The sequence below is a fragment of the Noviherbaspirillum sp. FW303-A3 genome, assembly GCF_058788695.1.
Map to the genome: position 1 here is coordinate 1,622,613 of NZ_JBYTAZ010000001.1, position 15,640 is coordinate 1,638,252.

14 protein-coding genes and 1 pseudogene are annotated in these 15,640 nt (G+C 61.6%); 3 read left to right on the forward strand and 12 right to left on the reverse strand.

Translation table 11 applies throughout. The features are described 5' to 3' along the window. Positions 1–170: 170 nt before the first annotated feature. Positions 171–3,491, forward strand: coding sequence for a hybrid sensor histidine kinase/response regulator (locus tag AC3WOY_RS07975; RefSeq protein ID WP_492422490.1), 3,321 nt, complete (start codon positions 171–173; stop codon positions 3,489–3,491). Between the two features lie 44 nt (positions 3,492–3,535). Here AC3WOY_RS07975 and AC3WOY_RS07980 read toward each other — a convergent pair whose 3' ends face one another. From AC3WOY_RS07980 to AC3WOY_RS08020, 9 genes and pseudogenes are all read right to left on the reverse strand, one after another. Then, a complete protein-coding gene (locus AC3WOY_RS07980) occupies positions 3,536–5,377 on the reverse strand; it encodes a nitric oxide reductase activation protein NorD (RefSeq protein ID WP_492422492.1) in 1,842 nt (613 codons plus the stop codon). Positions 5,378–5,379: 2 nt separating this feature from the next. Then, positions 5,380–6,423 (reverse strand): 4Fe-4S binding protein, encoded by a 1,044-nt coding sequence (locus AC3WOY_RS07985; protein ID WP_492422494.1) that lies wholly within the window; start codon positions 6,421–6,423, stop codon positions 5,380–5,382. Continuing rightward, positions 6,417–6,797 carry a magnetosome magnetite crystal formation protein family gene (locus tag AC3WOY_RS07990; protein ID WP_492422496.1) on the reverse strand — a complete coding sequence of 127 codons (381 nt, stop codon included), beginning with the start codon at positions 6,795–6,797 and terminating at the stop codon, positions 6,417–6,419. The genes AC3WOY_RS07985 and AC3WOY_RS07990 overlap by 7 nt, the downstream gene beginning before the upstream one ends. Next, positions 6,794–7,609, reverse strand: coding sequence for a CbbQ/NirQ/NorQ/GpvN family protein (locus AC3WOY_RS07995; RefSeq protein WP_492422498.1), 816 nt, complete (start codon positions 7,607–7,609; stop codon positions 6,794–6,796). The genes AC3WOY_RS07990 and AC3WOY_RS07995 overlap by 4 nt, the downstream gene beginning before the upstream one ends. A gap of 13 nt (positions 7,610–7,622) precedes the next feature. After that, positions 7,623–7,883 carry a cytochrome C oxidase subunit IV family protein gene (locus AC3WOY_RS08000; protein WP_492422500.1) on the reverse strand — a complete coding sequence of 87 codons (261 nt, stop codon included), beginning with the start codon at positions 7,881–7,883 and terminating at the stop codon, positions 7,623–7,625. A 4-nt stretch (positions 7,884–7,887) separates the two neighbouring features. Then, positions 7,888–8,490 carry a cytochrome c oxidase subunit 3 family protein gene (locus AC3WOY_RS08005; RefSeq protein ID WP_492422502.1) on the reverse strand — a complete coding sequence of 201 codons (603 nt, stop codon included), beginning with the start codon at positions 8,488–8,490 and terminating at the stop codon, positions 7,888–7,890. A 47-nt stretch (positions 8,491–8,537) separates the two neighbouring features. After that, on the reverse strand, positions 8,538–9,914 hold the full coding sequence (locus AC3WOY_RS08010) for a cbb3-type cytochrome c oxidase subunit I (protein ID WP_492422504.1): 1,377 nt from the start codon (positions 9,912–9,914) through the stop codon (positions 8,538–8,540). Positions 9,915–9,944: 30 nt separating this feature from the next. Continuing rightward, positions 9,945–10,370 carry a c-type cytochrome gene (locus AC3WOY_RS08015; protein WP_492422506.1) on the reverse strand — a complete coding sequence of 142 codons (426 nt, stop codon included), beginning with the start codon at positions 10,368–10,370 and terminating at the stop codon, positions 9,945–9,947. Between the two features lie 226 nt (positions 10,371–10,596). Next, a pseudogene (locus tag AC3WOY_RS08020) lies at positions 10,597–10,836 on the reverse strand (formylglycine-generating enzyme family protein); the annotation flags it as partial. A gap of 9 nt (positions 10,837–10,845) precedes the next feature. On the opposite strand from AC3WOY_RS08020, the gene AC3WOY_RS08025 reads away from it, so the two are divergent. Then, positions 10,846–11,226, forward strand: coding sequence for a tyrosine-type recombinase/integrase (locus AC3WOY_RS08025; RefSeq protein WP_492422508.1), 381 nt, complete (start codon positions 10,846–10,848; stop codon positions 11,224–11,226). Positions 11,227–11,273: 47 nt separating this feature from the next. On the opposite strand, the gene AC3WOY_RS08030 is transcribed toward AC3WOY_RS08025, so the two are convergent. Together AC3WOY_RS08030 and AC3WOY_RS08035 are read right to left on the reverse strand one after the other, a co-directional pair. Further along, entirely contained in the window at positions 11,274–12,029 is a 756-nt protein-coding gene (locus AC3WOY_RS08030) for a substrate-binding periplasmic protein (RefSeq protein ID WP_492422510.1), read from the reverse strand. Positions 12,030–12,244: 215 nt separating this feature from the next. After that, positions 12,245–12,664 (reverse strand): hypothetical protein, encoded by a 420-nt coding sequence (locus AC3WOY_RS08035; protein WP_492422512.1) that lies wholly within the window; start codon positions 12,662–12,664, stop codon positions 12,245–12,247. A 355-nt stretch (positions 12,665–13,019) separates the two neighbouring features. On the opposite strand from AC3WOY_RS08035, the gene yjjJ reads away from it, so the two are divergent. Then, entirely contained in the window at positions 13,020–14,405 is a 1,386-nt protein-coding gene (yjjJ, locus tag AC3WOY_RS08040) for a type II toxin-antitoxin system HipA family toxin YjjJ (protein WP_492422514.1), read from the forward strand. A 90-nt stretch (positions 14,406–14,495) separates the two neighbouring features. Here the strand turns inward: yjjJ and AC3WOY_RS08045 are convergent, their stop codons facing one another. After that, a complete protein-coding gene (locus tag AC3WOY_RS08045; RefSeq protein WP_492422516.1) occupies positions 14,496–15,572 on the reverse strand; it encodes a BMP family ABC transporter substrate-binding protein in 1,077 nt (358 codons plus the stop codon). Between the last annotated feature and the right edge of the window lie 68 nt (positions 15,573–15,640).

The window sequence follows — 15,640 nt, forward strand, 5'->3', positions numbered from 1 at the left end:
CGGTGCCGCGATTATTGAATTTTTCGGATCATATTTGATTTCTGTTAAGAAATGTTAATTCTGTAACCATATGTTTCTTTGACGCAACCTGGACAAACGCAGACTCCTCCAGCGTATGCTGTTACGATAGAAGTTGTTTCTAATTTGTAACATTTTCAAACAGGTGGGGGATGTTGTCTGCTTTTCGTTTCATTCGCATCTGGTGTGCAATCGGCCTGCTGCTCCTGGCCTCCGGGGCCGGGGCAACCGACCTGCTTCTCGACGGCAAGCCGCATCCCAAACCCATCAACCTGACCCCCTACTGGTCCGTGCTGGAAGATTTCGATCAGCAATGGAACATTGAACAGGTCAGCAGTGCCGCCTTCGCGCCGCGCTTCAAACAGCCGCGGCTGAAGAACGATTCTCTCAACTTCGGGCTGCGCCGATCGGCCATGTGGCTGCGCATCACGATCGCCAACAAGTCCGAACGCGACCTGGACCGCCTGCTCGAAGTCCCCTTCACCCACCTGCACCACGTCGACTTCTATTCGCCGTCCGATTTCGGCTTCAACCGGATCTCGACCGGACATTCCAAGCCCTATGCAGAGCGCGTGGTCAACCACCGGCATTTCGTCTTCCCGCTGCACGTTCCCGCCGGCACGGAGATCACGTATTACCTACGCGTAGCGACCGGCACCACGCTGGACATTCCGACCAAGCTGTGGGAGCCGAAAGTCTTCGAGCAGGAAAGCCTGCACGAATACATCGGCCAGGCGCTCTACTTCGGCATGCTGCTGGCGCTGGGCCTCTACAACCTGCTGCTGTTCGCATCCCTGCGCGACCGGACCTATCTCTACTATGTAATGTTCGTCGGCGCGAATGCGCTGTCGCTCATCGCCTTCAGCGGCGTCGGCTTCCAGTTCCTGTGGCCGGAATCGCCCGGCTGGTCGATGATCTCGTCGATGATCGGCTTCGCGCTCACCGGCCTGACCCTCATGCTCTTCCAGCGCCGCCTGCTTGCCACCGACGTGACCGTGCCGGTACTGGACAAGGTCATGCGCGCGATGATCTTGTTCAATGTGCTGCAGATGATCGGGTTCTGGGTGCTGCCCTACCACCGGATCATCGGCATCGGCATTACGCTCGACATGCTCAACATGCTGCTGGCGCTGGTCGTCGGTATCATGTGCAAGATGCGCGGGCAGCGCAGCGCGCGCTTCTTCCTGCTGGCATTCAGCTGCCTCGTGTTCACCGCCGTGCTGACTGCCCTGCGCAGCTACGGCGTCAAAGGCATCCCCAATTTCCTGTCGGTGTACGGCATCCAGATCGGTTCCGCACTGGAAATGCTGCTGCTGTCGCTGGCACTGGCGGACCGCTTCAACCAGATGAAACGGGAGAAGGAAAATGCGCAGCAGCAGCTGGTGGACAGCCTGAAGCGTTCCGAACGCATCCTTGAACAGCGCGTTGCCGAGCGCACCACGGAACTGCTGCGCACCAACTGCGAACTGCGCGATCATGAAAAGGCGCTGGAAGCCGCAAAGGAAGTGGCCGAAGAGGCTTCGCGCATGAAGTCGGCCTTCCTTGCCAACATGAGCCACGAAATCCGCACGCCGATGAACGCGGTGATCGGCATGGCCTATCTCGCGCTGCGCACCGACCTCTCGGGCAAGCAGCGCGATTATGTCGAAAAAATCCATCGCGCCGCCGTTTCGCTGCTGGGCCTGATCAACGACATCCTGGATTTTTCGAAGATCGAAGCCGGCAAGCTGACCATCGAAAAGACCGATTTTTCGCTGCACGAGGTGCTGGCCAATGTCAGCACCGTCACCAGCCAGCGCGCGGCGGAAAAGGGATTGCGCTATGTGTTCGACGTGGCCGACGACGTGCCCGTCCACTTGAACGGCGACCCGCTGCGCCTCAGCCAGATCCTGATCAACCTGATCAGCAATGCGATCAAGTTCACGCCGCAGGGCAAGGTGCAACTGCGCTGCCGCGTCGTGTCGAACGGCAACGACGGCGTGGAACTGCGCTTCGACGTCGAAGACACCGGCATCGGGATGTCGCCGGAACAGATGGACAAGCTGTTCCAGGCATTCACCCAGGCCGACGACTCGACCACGCGCAAGTACGGCGGCACCGGCCTCGGCCTTGCGATCAGCCGCCGCCTGGTGGAAATGATGGGCGGCAGCATCTCGCTGCAGAGCCAGGAAGGCGTCGGTTCGACCTTCACGTTCACCCTGCGCTTCGGCCTCGGCGCACAGACCGCCATCTCCCTGCCAAGCCTGCCGGAGCGCCTGCTAGGCTGCCGCGTCCTGGTCGTCGATGACAATCCGGCCGCGCGCGAAATCCTGACCAACCTGGTCGACGGCTTCGGACTCCAGGTCAATGCGGTGTCCAACGCCGCCGATGCGCTGGTCGCCATCCGCAACGCCGACCTGGGCGTTCCTTACGACCTCATACTGGCCGACCTCGGCATGCCGGACATGAACGGCACGGAACTGGCGAACGCCATCCGCCAGGCAGGGCTGGCGCATATCCCGAAAATCATCCTGGTGACGGCCTTCGGACGCGAGGACGTCATGCGGCAGTCGGAAAACGCACCGATCGATGCGGTGCTGTTCAAGCCCATCGACCAGTCCCTGCTGCACGACACTTTCATCAATGTGCTGGCAAAGGACTCCGCCTCGGAGCGCAGCGTGCCGGGCAGGCAGCATTTGCCGCGCTTCGACGGTTGCCGCGTCCTGCTGGTCGAAGACAACGAAATCAACCAGCAGATCGCACGCGAAATGCTGGCCGTGACAGGCGTGCAAGTCGAGATCGCCGGCAATGGCCGCATCGCGGTGGACAAGCTGCTCGCGGAAGGGCCGGATGCCTACAACCTGGTCCTGATGGATATCCAGATGCCCGAGATGGGCGGCCATGCGGCCACACGGCGCATCCGCATGGACGAACGTTTCTTGGAACTGCCGATCGTGGCAATGACGGCGCACGCAACATCGGAAGAACGCGAGGCCTGCACCAAGAGCGGCATGCAGGACCACATCACCAAGCCGATCAATCCGGGGCATTTCTACCAGACGCTCACGCGCTGGCTGGCGCCGATGAGCGTGGTGGCGCCGGCAGCTTCTCCGCTGCCCGCCCCGATCAACGCAACGCCCGTCGAAATTCCCGGGTTCGACACGGCGGATACCCTGGATCGCCTGTCCGGCGATGTGGAGCTCTACCATCGCATACTCGGCATGCTGGTTCCCGGCCTGGCGACGGCGATCGACCAGTTCGCGGCAGCAGTCGCCTCATGCGACCACGCGGGCACCAGGTCGGCCGTCCACAGCATCCGCGGCATGGCGGCCAATGTGGGCGCCACCGAACTTGCCGGGTATGCCGCCGAACTGGAGCAGATGCTGGGCGAACAGCGGGAAAGCCCCGAGCAACTGGCGCGCTTCCGCGTGCTGGGCGAGCAGACGGTGAACCTTGTCGAGAGCGCGCTGGCGGAACGGAAGACGCCGGTTTAGAGCAGTTTCAGCCTGGCTCCGGGTACAGTCTGGATAAAACTGCCCTAGCTGTTTCCGGTCAACTGTACGTAGAGGCTGGGCAGCACCTTCGGCAACGTCGCTGCATCCCGCACCACTGTATAACCGTTGGCGCCGAAGAGGTGGGGGAGATACTCCCCTGCCTTCTCATCGATGGTCACGCAGAACGGCGTCAGTCCCATCTGGCGCGCTTCCTGCACCGCGACGCGCGTATCCTCGATGCCGTACCGTCCCTCGTACTTGTCCAGGTCGTTCGGCTTGCCGTCGGTCAGGATCAGCAGCAGCTTGCGCGCCGACTTCTGCTTCGACAGGATCGCGGCGGAATGACGGATCGCCGCGCCCATGCGCGTATAGAAACCGGGTTTCAAGGCCGCCACACGTCCGCGTATCGTCGCGCCATAGCGCTCGTCGAATCCCTTGATCAGGTGGTAGCGCACGTTTTCCCGCCGCACCGATGAAAAGCCGTACAGCGCGAAGCGGTCGCCGGTGGCGCCCAATGCTTCCCCGAACAGCATCATGCTGTCGCGAATGACGTCGATCACGCGCGCGGAATTGCTGATCCACGCATCGGTGGACAGCGACAGGTCGGCAAGCAGGAGGCAGGACAGGTCGCGCTGCTGCTTGCGGCTGTCGATGTACAGCCCAGGCTCGGCGGTCGGCAGACCGGTCGCGCGCTCTGCGGCATGGCGCACGCAGGCGTCGAGGTCGAGGTCGCTGCCGTTTGCCTGTGCGCGCAGGCGGGTGCGTTGCGAAGTCAGCGCCTGGAACTGGTTGCGCAGGCGGCGTGCCGTGGCGCACAGTTCGACCGGCAGCTCGCAAGGCTGCGCATCGCGCGCAAGGAGCATCTGCAGGCGGCAATGCCCGGGCTGCATCTGCCGCTTGCGGTAGTGCCATTCGGGCAGCAGGATGCCGTCGGCCAGCACGAGATCATCGTCCGCCTCCGCCGGCAGGTCGAGGTCGAAGCGGATGCGGCTGGCGGTCGTCTTGCCATCGTTGGCGACGCTCAGGACGTCGAGGTCGTTAGCCGCCTTCACCGCATCGTCATTGTCTTCCTCGTCGAGCGAGCGGTTGACCTTCACGTATTCGGCCCAGGAAAACAGGCTTTCGGCGCGGAACAGCAGGATGAAGGGATTGTCCGCCTTCGGCATGTCCACGTTCTCGGCGCTGCGCTTGCGCGCTTCCTCGTCCTTGTTGACCTTGCCGCCCTCAGGCTGCTGGGGCTCGCCCTGCCCGGCCTTGCGCTGTTCGCCGGCCTGCTGCGGCGGATCGGGGTGCAGCCACAGCGGCACCGGGAAAGGCGGCTTCGTTCCCGGCGTGAATGCGGTCACAGATCCAGGTTGCAGCAGTGCGTCACGAATCGCCTGCTCGGCTTTTGCGTCCTCCGCCGGCAGTTTGGCCGGCGCGGTCCGGCGTGCCAGTTCTGCCTCCACCAGGCGGCGATAGCGCGACTGCATCCCCGGCAATGCTTCCAGCGTGGCGCGTGCCGCCTCCTGGTTGCGCACGATCCAGTCCGCTTCCGGGGCGATGTCGTGCGCCGCCAGCGCGATCAGCCAGAGATAGAGCTCGCGGTTGAGCGCTTGTTCGGGATAAAGATCGATCGAGGCCGGCAGATGCAGCGTGACGTCGTCGGCCCATGCCAGCTCGGTCTTCTCGCCGATGCCGGCGACGCGCTCCATCCAGCTGCGTCGCGCGCCATGCGCGGTGGCTGTTCCCGACCGGATGTTGAGTCCGGCGTCGCCGCCGAGCGCACGGAAAAAGATCGGCGCCAGTTTTTCGATATCCTTCAGCTCCACGCGCGCCTTCGGAAAACCGCGGTAGGCGGTGCGCGTAATCAGCTTGTCCCACAAACCGCCGACGAATTCTTCCATTGCTATTCCTTCTTGCCGGTCTGCACCGGCGTGATCTTGATGGTACGCGCTTCACGCATGTTGAATGCAGCTTCCGACTCGGCCCGCACATCGTGTACCCAGTTGAGCAACGATCCTTGGGGATTGTCCGCCTGGGTGTGATCGCAGGCATCGACGCACTGCCCGCACTGCACGCAGGCGAACATCATGCGCTTGACATTGCGCGGGTTGAGCCGCATCGGGCATACATGGTCGCAGGCGGAAAAGCAGGTCGAGCAATCCTTGGCCCGCTCGCGCTTGAAGCCGACCACCATGGCCTTGTCGTTGCTCATCCATGCCAGGCTCTGGAAGAAGCCGACCGCACAGGCATAACGGCAGAACAGGTGGCGTGCGAACATGAACTCGACAAAGAACGCGAGCGACGCCACGCCAAGGAAAATGGACTGGTTGCGCGTGAGCGTGCCGTGCCAGATGTTGCCGTAGATTTCCGCAGGCGGAAGCAGGTAAGTCAGCAACACCACTGCCCACAATACCGAGCAGGCGATAACAAGCGGAATCACGGCGAACCACCAGATCGCATCATGCGGCGTCTCGCTGCCATCCGCATTGCGTGAGGGAATGCGCTTGGCATCCCAGATGCTTTGCTTGCCGATGGCGCGGCGCAGGGTCTGGTTGATGGTTTCCACCACCGAGAAATGCGGGCACAGCCAGCCGCAGTACAGCCGTCCCCATTTCCAGCTGACGTAGATCAGCGTACCGCCGATGGCAAGCAGCGGCAGGAAGCCGCGCAGCACAATGTTGATCGAGGCCTGCACGGCGGAAGCCCGCCCGGCCAGGAAATCGTCGAGCCCGAGCGTCCAGTCCAGGCCGAGGAAAATGAAATGCTTGACGTTCAGGTCGAGCCGGAAGATGTCGAATACCGGAGCAAGGATGAACAACAGGAAAAAGCCCGTCTGCGTCAGTTGCCGCCAGCGCTGCACGCGCAGCCCCAGCCAGCCGGTCGCATTGCCGCCCGTCGCCGGCGCCACTGCGGGACCGGTCGCGGCGCCATGCAAGGGCTTTACCATTGACGGCTCCCGATGAGCGGATAGACATACGGTTTCCCTGCCATGGCGCGCGACAGCCCGACAATGCCGAGCAGGGCCAGCACGGCGTGACAGCAGGTGAAATAGAGGATCAGCACAACCCATGTGGCCGGCTTGTGCAACCCGCCCAGCACCAGGATCGTGGCCGTTACCGCCGTGAGCAACGCGCCGGCCCACAGGCTGGCTACAATCGTCTGCTTCAGGTGGCAGCGCACCAGGTCGCTCGGGCTGCGGCGATGGCGGTGCGCCAGCCACAGCAATCCGGCAAAGGCCAGCCCCGGCAACAGCAGGAGGTTAAGGAGGTAGAGCGCTTCGGCCTGCACGGCCACTGGCGCATGCGGGTCCTCATCCATCATTTTCCGAAGGTGGCCTTGATGACTTCGAGCAGCGCCGCGGCCGTGTCGGCATCGTCGGTCAGCGGCTCGACCAGCGCCGCTTCGCAGGCATCCACCGGATCGCAGCCGGCGCGCATCAGGCTGGCGGCATACACCAGCAGGCGCGTGGACACGGCCTCTTCCAGGTCGTGGTCCTTCAACTGGCGGAAGTGGCCGGCCAGCGTGACCAGTTGCGTTGCCTGCATGGCTTCGATACCGGTTTCGGCGATCACGATCTTCTGCTCCATCGCCGCCGGCGGGAAGCCGAAGTTGATGGCGACGAAGCGCTGGCGGGTCGAGGGCTTCAGGCTTTTCAGCAGGTTCTGGTAGCCGGGGTTGTACGACACCACCAGCATGAAGTCGTCGGGCGCCTGCAGTTCTTCGCCGGTGCGTTCGATCGGCAGGATGCGGCGGTCGTCGGTCAGCGGATGCAGCACGACCGTAGTGTCCTTGCGTGCCTCGACCACTTCGTCGAGATAGCAGATGCCGCCCTGGCGCACGGCACGGGTAAGCGGACCGTCGGACCAGATCGTCTGGCCGTCACCGATCAGGTGGCGTCCGACGAGGTCGGCGGCGGTCAGGTCGTCGTGGCAGGCGACGGTGATCAGCGGCCGCGCAAGGCGTGCCGCCATGTGGGCGACAAAGCGTGTCTTGCCGCAGCCGGTCGGCCCCTTGATCAGGAGCGGCAGGCGGTTGCGGAACGCATGCTCGAACAGCGCGCATTCGTTGCCGATCGGCTGGTAATAGGGAATATCGAGGGAAGCCATCAGGCCGGGTGCGGTGAGGTCGTTCATCAATTCCTCCATACTAATTCTGTGAAATGCGGAATGCAAAAGCGATCAGGCCGACGACGGCGAGCAGCCAGCCCAGCACCGTCACGCGCCACAGGATGGGCGCGTGACGCAGTCCCATGAAGGCGTCGATCACGATGCGGCCCTTGAGCAGTGTTGCCAGCAGCACCGGGATCAGGACAGCGGCACCTGAGAGGTGCATTTCGGCGAGCCCGGTGCTGAGGCCGGTCAGTGCCAGCAGGATCAGCCAGGCGCGCATCGATGCGGTGTTTGTCATGATGTCAGTGCAGTATGTAAATCAGCGGGAACAGCACGATCCACACGAGGTCGACCATGTGCCAGTAGGCCGCACCGGTCTCCACGCCGGCGTGGTCGTCGGCGCTGTAGCCGCCCCGCCGCGCCTTCAGCGCAACGGCGGCGAGGATCACCATGCCGAGCACCACGTGCATGAAGTGGAAGAAACCGAGAAACAGGTAAAACATGTAGAAGGTATTGGTCGACATCGAGATGCCGGCGGATACCTTGACGCCGAATTCGGCGAGTTTCAGCACGAGGAAAGCGCCGCCGCAGCCCATCGCAGCGATGAGCCAGCGCGCACATCCCGTGCCGCCATATTTGCCGCCGCGCCGGATTGCATCGACGGCACGCACGACGAAGAAGCTGCTGGTAATCAGCAGGACGGTATTGATCGCGCCACTGGTACGGTCCAGTTCGAGTTGCGACGCGTTGAAGAGTTCGACGTGGTTGGCGCGGGTGAAGGCGTACACCACGAAAAAGACGCCGAACACCAGCAGTTCGGCGAGGATAAAGCACCACATCGCGAGGTCGCCGGGCAATTGGCGATTGTTTTGATGAGGCACAAAGGGAGACAGTGTTACGTTCACGGCTGGTTTCCGTATCCGCCCGGCGGGAGCCGGGCGGTTGGTCATGGTCAGGCGGTTGCCTGGTCCTTGCCTTTGACGAAGAAGCTGACGATGTACAGCACGATGCCGACGAGGAACACGACACCCGCCACTTCACGCATCCAGTAGAACAGGGCCACCTGGTCCTGCGCCACCATGAACGGCATCGGGGTTGCCGAGACGCGCTGCAGCCAGACTTGCAGGATGCCTGCGGCGGTCAGGAACAGGGTAATGAACACCATGGAGATGGTCATCAGCCAGAACGACCACATTTCCACGATCTGCGCCTTGTTGCTGTTGGCCGGACGGCCGCGCATCAGGGGCATGGTGTAGCTGATCATGGTCAGCGTGACCATGGCATACGCGCCATAGAACGCCATGTGGCCGTGCGCTGCCGTGATCTGGCTGCCGTGGGTGTAGTAGTTCACCGGTGCCAGGGTGTGCAGGAAGCCCCACACGCCCGCGCCGAGGAAGGCCATCACGCCGGTGCCCAGTGCCCACAGGACGGCTGCCTTGTTCGGATGCTCGCGGCGGCGGCGGTTCACCATGTTGAATGCAAAGACGGTCATCATGAAGAACGGAATCGGTTCCAGGGCGGAGAACACGCTGCCCCACCATTGCCAGTATTCCGGTGCGCCGATCCAGTAGTAGTGGTGGCCGGTACCGATGATGCCGGTGATCAGTGCCATCGCGATGATCACGTACAGCCACTTCTCGATCACTTCACGGTCCACGCCGGTCACCTTGATCAGCACGAAGGCCAGCATCGCGCCCATGATCAGTTCCCACACGCCTTCCACCCAGAGGTGCACGACCCACCACCAGTAGTACTTGTCCTTGACCAGGTTGGCCGGGTTGTAGAACGAGAACAGGAAGAAGATCGCCAGGCCCCACAGACCGACCAGCATGACCAGGTTGATGCTGGTCTTGCGGCCGCGCAGCACGGTCATCGAGATGTTGTACAGGAAGACCAGTGCAACGATCACGATACCGACCTTGGTCGGCAAAGGCTGCTCGAGGAACTCGCGGCCCATGGTCGCCAGCAGGTCATTGCCGGTGTACTCGGCAAGCTTGGCGTACGGGACGGCGAGATAGCCGACGATGGTTGCCGCGCCGGCGATCAGGAAGACCCAGAAGGTCGCCAATGCCAGTTTCGGGCTGTGCAGCTCACGCTCCGACTCTTCGGGAATCAGGTAGTAGGCCGCCCCCATGAAGCCGAACAGCAGCCACACGATCAGCAGGTTGGTGTGGACCATGCGGGCCACGTTGAACGGAATCGCCGGGAACAGGAAGTCCCCCACGACATACTGCAGCCCCATGATCAGGCCGAACAGAATCTGCCCGAAGAAGAGGCCGATCGCCGCGATGAAATAAGGCTTCGCGACCGCCTGTGATTTGAATTGCATTGTTTTCTCCGCTTGTTGCTTTGAATTGGATTAACCCTCGATATTCGGCGGCCACTTGTTGGTATTGACCTCGGAGGTGTACTTCAGGAAGTTCACGAGGTCATCCAGTTGCTGGTCGTTCAGGTGGAACTGGGGCATCTGGCGACGGCCCGGCGTACCGGTCGGCTGGATCTTCATCCACGTCTTGATGAAGTCGCCGCCACGGCGGGTGTACACGTTGGCAAGCTCAGGCGCGAAGTAAGCGCCCTCGCCCATCAGCGTGTGGCAACCGATGCAGTTGCGCGTCTCCCAGAGATGCTTGCCGCGAACGACCGACTCGGTCAGGTTCTCGCGGTTGTCACGCTTGGGCAGCGTCTGCATGGTGTCGAAGGTCATTGCCAGGAATAGCAGGAAGAAAAACACCGCGCCGCCATAGAAGATGTTCCTGGCTGCGGATTTGGTGAAAGAGGCGCTCATGTCAGGGGATTCCTATGTCTGAACCGTTAAGGGTTTCGGCGCGTCGCATATGATGAAAAAAGTCACATGTTGAGCCGACGGATCAAATCATACATTTGGGATGCATCTTTGTGCAAAGGGGAAATTGGACTTTTGTTGCGAAAAGAAGGGAAATTTTCGGAACTTGATTTAAGTTAAGGACAGCCGAGGCATTCGGATCGAAGCTTGGGCGGCACAGATCGTACCCTCACGGCGCATCCATGACGAGGCGAATGCCCACGAGCGTGTATCGCGTCTCGGGTGAATTCCAATTGCGGTATGCACAACGCGCGTACAGCGGCCATGTGTGCCATGAACCGCCTCTGCGCACCTTGACCGTGCCTTCCGCCGGGCCGTTCGGATCGTCCAACGGCGAGTGCGCATAATAGTTTTCATCATGCCAGTCGGCAGTCCATTCCCACACATTCCCGTGCATGTCATGCAGTCCGACGAATTTATGAGCACCCTGAAGCATGTTGGGCTTTGCAGCCCAACCTACCGCACTGGCACGCATTGGGGCAGGTTTTGGGTCTTTCCGTCAGATCATGAATCCACGGATCCAAGGAGCGGCATTGTTCGGCGGCACCACATGTATGAGCAGACAGTGCAGCGCGCGATCAAGCGCGGTGTAACGGCGGCCAGGCTTACCAAGCCCGCTTCGACGCACACCTTGCGCCATAGCTTTGCGAGACACTTGCTGGAAGCAGGTTATGACATCCGGACAGCTCAGGAACTGCTCGGCCATTCGGACGTCTCCCCCACCGGGATTTACACCCATGTATTGAACCGGGGCGGTCGCGCTGTCATCTCCCCGATCGATGCCGCGCTGTCCGGTTGATGCCGCAATGGCTGCGGCGCCTTCACCGGCCACCAGTTATTGCGCGATCAATCCGCCACGTACTTCCTGATGATCTGCTGATACTGTCCACTGCTCTTCAATTGCTTCAACCCCGCATTGAAATCATCACGCACCTGCTTGTCGAGGAACACGGCGTTGCGCGACATATCGGCGTTCGGCGCAAATACCTTGTGGTACACCACCTCCTGCCTGACATCCACATCCCCTTTCACGCCGTCGCGGTAATACTTGAAGATGTTGACGTCGCCTGCGTAGACCTGCGTGCTGTTTGCATAAAACATCTGCAGCTTGCGGCGCTCGTTGCTGCTCTCCTGGTAATTCGCGTTGCCCTTCACCGCGGCGGCATAGTCCTGTCCCAGGAATTGCGTCGCGCCCTGGAAGCTGACGATGGATTTGCCCTGCAGGTCGGCGAGACTGTCGATCTTCAGGTTGTTCTTCTTCAGCGTGACGGCGGCGTCCTGGTAAAGCACGGTCGGTTCCGACGCATAGTGGAAACCTTCGCTTTCCTTGAGCTCCATGCTGCCGCGCTGGGCGGCGTCGGCCTGCTTGTCCCTCAGCATTTTCGGTGCGGCGAGGAAGGAGGCGTAGGTCGGTTTCAGCGTGTGCCCTTTCACCGCGAGCGCGGCGCGGATGATGTCGACTTCGAATCCGCTGTTGCTCTCCTGTATGACGTAAGGCGGCAGGGCGAGCCCGAAAATCATGGTGACTTCCCTGGCTTGCGCGCTGCCGGCGGCAATGGCGGCAGTCAGGAATACGGACAGGGTACGGGCAATGTTCGGCATGACGGTCTCCTCTGGATTGGCGGTACGTGGATGCGCTCTTGGTCGAGCGGGTTTCGCTGTCGCTGTTGCCGCGACTTCCAGCCAATCTAATGAAATAGTTTCCGCATGTAACCAATGCGGCACATATAGGAGGTATCGCGGGCGGGCTATATCAGGCCGAACGAAGGAGGATTTCAGGAACGGAATCGTGGAGACCAGCCGGGCATGCTTGCCTGCTACGCCAGCGCGAGGTGCTGCTGCTGTTCGGGCAGGAATTCACGGATGTCGCGCGGCTTGCGGCGGCGGGGATGCTCGATCTCGTCGCGGCGCAGCGCGCGTGCTGCACGCCACAGCATCATGTCATCTTCATAGGGTCGCAACGAGGCCGTCTTTTCCCATGTGACGCGACGATGCGTGACGAAATCCCACAGGACCGGCGTCAATCCCTCGAGCTTGCCTTCGGCCTGCAGCCTGAGCGCCACACCCATCACGTCGCCCGCATGCGGCACGTCTTCCGGGAAGTGGATGGAATTGGCCCATGCGCGCACGTCGCAGAAGTCGAGGACTTGTCCGCGGATGGGCTTGTGCCAGAGGTCAGGGTGCGCGTTCTGGTTGGGCCAGCGGCCCGCCCCTACCGATGTGCCTGCTTTGAACATAGTGGACTCCTTGTTCAAGTGGCGACGGGATCGGTGTCCGGTCTGTCGCCGTGGGAGTTGTACGAGCCTCCCGGTTTGTACCCCGGCGTTGACAAATTTGAACGAATTCAGTTCACCCAAAAACGCCGGAATCAAATACTGTTCATACATACAGTACATCGTATTTCGGCCTTTGTCCATGCGGGTTTCAGGAAATTTCAGCTTGCTTTTCCCATTCGAAACAATTATTTCCTTCGCAAAATCGATTTAATGACAAAATTCGCGACATTACATTGAAATAAAAATTCATACCAAGTTGTTTTTAAAAGATTTTTCAATATAAAATTAAGACATAATTCAAGACATAACTCTCCCCATGAGACCGCGCAACGACATTGCCCAGCAATCTTTCCTTAGAGCCCTCCGGCAAGGACCCGCCAGCGCGTCGTCATTGTCGCAGCGGGCAGGTGTCGTACCGCGCACAATCCTCCGCTGGCTGGGGGAACGACAGGATATCCTCCAGGCCGGCGCCGGTCCGCGTGCGCGCTACGCGCTGCAGAGGCCCTTGCGCGGCCGACTCGAAAAATATCCTCTTTACCGGGTCGACGAACACGGGGGCATAGAGGAAGTGGCAAGCCTGGCCCCCGTTTACCCGGACGGCGTCCTGTGCAACCTGCAGACACTCTCCTGGCCGGTCGACAGTACGTCGATTGACGGCTGGTGGGAGGGACTGCCGTATCCGCTGCTCGACATGCGGCCGCAGGGCTTCCTGGGCCGGACGTTCGCCCGTCAATACCATGCCGCACTCGAAATCCCTCCCGATCCACGGCAATGGAGCGACGACGATGTCCTGTATATCCTCACGCGTGCCGGCTGGGATACCAGCGGCAACCTGATACTCGGCGAACCGGCCCTCCAGCGATGGCAGGAACGCGTGCTGAACCCGGAACCCGCCATCACGGAGGCGCAACAACCGGGGGCCTATATTGCCCTCGCCCGAGGTGTCGCGGCGCTCGGTGTCGCGGGAGGCAGCGCCGGTGGCGAGTTTCCGAAATTTCCGGCGATTCGCCGCCTTGCCGGTGCGGCCACCGAACATGTGATCGTCAAGTTTTCCGGGGAAGTCTCGGAGGGCGCGACGCAACGCTGGTCGGACCTGCTGGTCTGCGAGCACCTGGCGTCCGTCCATATCGCAAAACTGCCTGGCGTTGCTGGCGCCCGTTCGCGCATCCTGCGCGGACAGAACCGGACCTTCCTCGAATCCGAGCGCTTCGACCGAGTCGGCCGCTTCGGCCGTACGCCGCTTGTCAGCCTTGAGTCGCTGAACAACCACATGCTGGGAACCGGCGGAGAAGACTGGCGCGTTCCCGTGCGGCGAATGGCGCAGCTGAAGTTGATTGCCCCTGCCGGGGCGGATTCGGTGCTGCGCATGTGGTGGTTTGGAAAGCTGATCGCCAACAGCGATATGCATATGGGGAATCTGAGCTTCATTCCCGAAGCCGGCACATTCCGGATCGCGCCCGCCTATGACATGCTGCCGATGGCGTACGCCCCCCTGCCGGGAGGCGAAGTGCCTGCGGTCGCACCGCAATTTTCCATGCCGCTACCGGCGGAAAGAAGCGCCTGGATGGATGCGTACGAATGCGCGCTTGCGTTCTGGGAGGATGCGGGTAGCGATGAGCGGATCAGCGGGGCATTCCGCGCGATTTGCAGGGAAAACGCCAGGCAATTGGCGACGATTAGAGGGAAGGTCATCCCTCGCTGAAGATGCCGGGCTGCAGGCAAGAGGGCAGGTGAACATAAAAAAAGCCACCGGAATTTTTCGGTGGCTTTTCTGTTTGATGCTCCGCGCCGATCACTTGCCCGGCAGCTTGCCCTGCACGCCTTCGACGTAGAAATCCATCTTGTTCAGCGCGTCGTCGGTCATGGCGCCCTTCTCGAGGCGGACCTTGCCTTCGTTGTCCTTGACCGGGCCATCGAACGGGGTCAGCTTGCCGGCGACGATATCCTTCTCGGCGGCTGCAACCAGTTTCTTCACGTCCTCGGGAACGCTGGCGTTGATCGCTTCCAGCTTCACGAAACCGTCCTTGATGCCGCCCCAGGTGCCGCTGGTCTTCCACTTGCCGCCCGCCACATCCTGCGCGGCCTTGGTGTAGTAGTCGCCCCAGTGGTGCGTGACGGCAGCGAGCTGCGCCTTCGGACCGAACTTCTTCATGTCGGAGTGGTAGCCGACCGCGTACTTGCCCTTCTCTTCCGCTGCCTGCACGGCGGCGTGCGAGTCGGTGTGGTGCGTGACCACGTCCGCGCCCTGGCCGATCAGCGTGATCGCGGCGTCGCGTTCCTTGCCCGGATCGAACCAGCTGTTGACCCAGATGACGCGCACTTCGGCCTTCGGGTTCACGCTGCGCATGCCGCGGGTGAAGGCGTTGATGCCTTGCAGGACTTCGGGAATCGGGAAGGCGCCGACGTAACCGGCGACGTTGGACTTGGTCATCTTGCCCGCGAGGACGCCGGCGAGATACCGGCCTTCATAGAAGCGCGCGTTGGCGGTGGCGACGTTCGGCGCGGTCTTGTAGCCGGTCAGGTGGACGAACTTGACGTCCGGGAATTGCTTGGCGACCTTGAGCGTCGGGTTCATGTAACCGAACGAGGTCGTGAAGATCAGCTTGTTGCCCTGCTGCGCCAGGTCGCGGATCACGCGCTCGGCGTCGGCGCCTTCCGGCACGCTTTCGACGAAGCGGGTCTTGACCTTGTTGCCGAGCGACTGCTCCATCTGCTTGCGGCCCAGGTCGTGCTGGTAGGTCCAGCCGGCTTCACCGATCGGGCTGACATAGACGAAACCAACGTTGAGCGGTGCCGGGTCCGCGGCAAAGGCCATTGCTGGCAGTACGGCGATCGCGGCCAGGGCGGCGCGCATGAAGCTTTTCGACATGGTTTTCCTCTACAGGTATTTCCCACTGGTTGTTCAATGGACGCCGCATCTCGCCGAGTGGGAACCAC

What these genes read in the sequence shown, in the direction of transcription:
- AC3WOY_RS07975 (WP_492422490.1), top strand. Translation starts at nt 171, where the DNA reads ATGTTGTCTGCTTTTCGTTTCATTCGCATCTGGTGTGCAATCGGCCTG.
- AC3WOY_RS07980 (WP_492422492.1), bottom strand. Translation starts at nt 5,377, where the DNA reads ATGGAAGAATTCGTCGGCGGTTTGTGGGACAAGCTGATTACGCGCACC.
- AC3WOY_RS07985 (WP_492422494.1), bottom strand. Translation starts at nt 6,423, where the DNA reads ATGGTAAAGCCCTTGCATGGCGCCGCGACCGGTCCCGCAGTGGCGCCG.
- AC3WOY_RS07990 (WP_492422496.1), bottom strand. Translation starts at nt 6,797, where the DNA reads ATGATGGATGAGGACCCGCATGCGCCAGTGGCCGTGCAGGCCGAAGCG.
- AC3WOY_RS07995 (WP_492422498.1), bottom strand. Translation starts at nt 7,609, where the DNA reads ATGAACGACCTCACCGCACCCGGCCTGATGGCTTCCCTCGATATTCCC.
- AC3WOY_RS08000 (WP_492422500.1), bottom strand. Translation starts at nt 7,883, where the DNA reads ATGACAAACACCGCATCGATGCGCGCCTGGCTGATCCTGCTGGCACTG.
- AC3WOY_RS08010 (WP_492422504.1), bottom strand. Translation starts at nt 9,914, where the DNA reads ATGCAATTCAAATCACAGGCGGTCGCGAAGCCTTATTTCATCGCGGCG.
- AC3WOY_RS08015 (WP_492422506.1), bottom strand. Translation starts at nt 10,370, where the DNA reads ATGAGCGCCTCTTTCACCAAATCCGCAGCCAGGAACATCTTCTATGGC.
- AC3WOY_RS08025 (WP_492422508.1), top strand. Translation starts at nt 10,846, where the DNA reads ATGAGCACCCTGAAGCATGTTGGGCTTTGCAGCCCAACCTACCGCACT.
- AC3WOY_RS08030 (WP_492422510.1), bottom strand. Translation starts at nt 12,029, where the DNA reads ATGCCGAACATTGCCCGTACCCTGTCCGTATTCCTGACTGCCGCCATT.
- AC3WOY_RS08035 (WP_492422512.1), bottom strand. Translation starts at nt 12,664, where the DNA reads ATGTTCAAAGCAGGCACATCGGTAGGGGCGGGCCGCTGGCCCAACCAG.
- yjjJ (WP_492422514.1), top strand. Translation starts at nt 13,020, where the DNA reads ATGAGACCGCGCAACGACATTGCCCAGCAATCTTTCCTTAGAGCCCTC.
- AC3WOY_RS08045 (WP_492422516.1), bottom strand. Translation starts at nt 15,572, where the DNA reads ATGTCGAAAAGCTTCATGCGCGCCGCCCTGGCCGCGATCGCCGTACTG.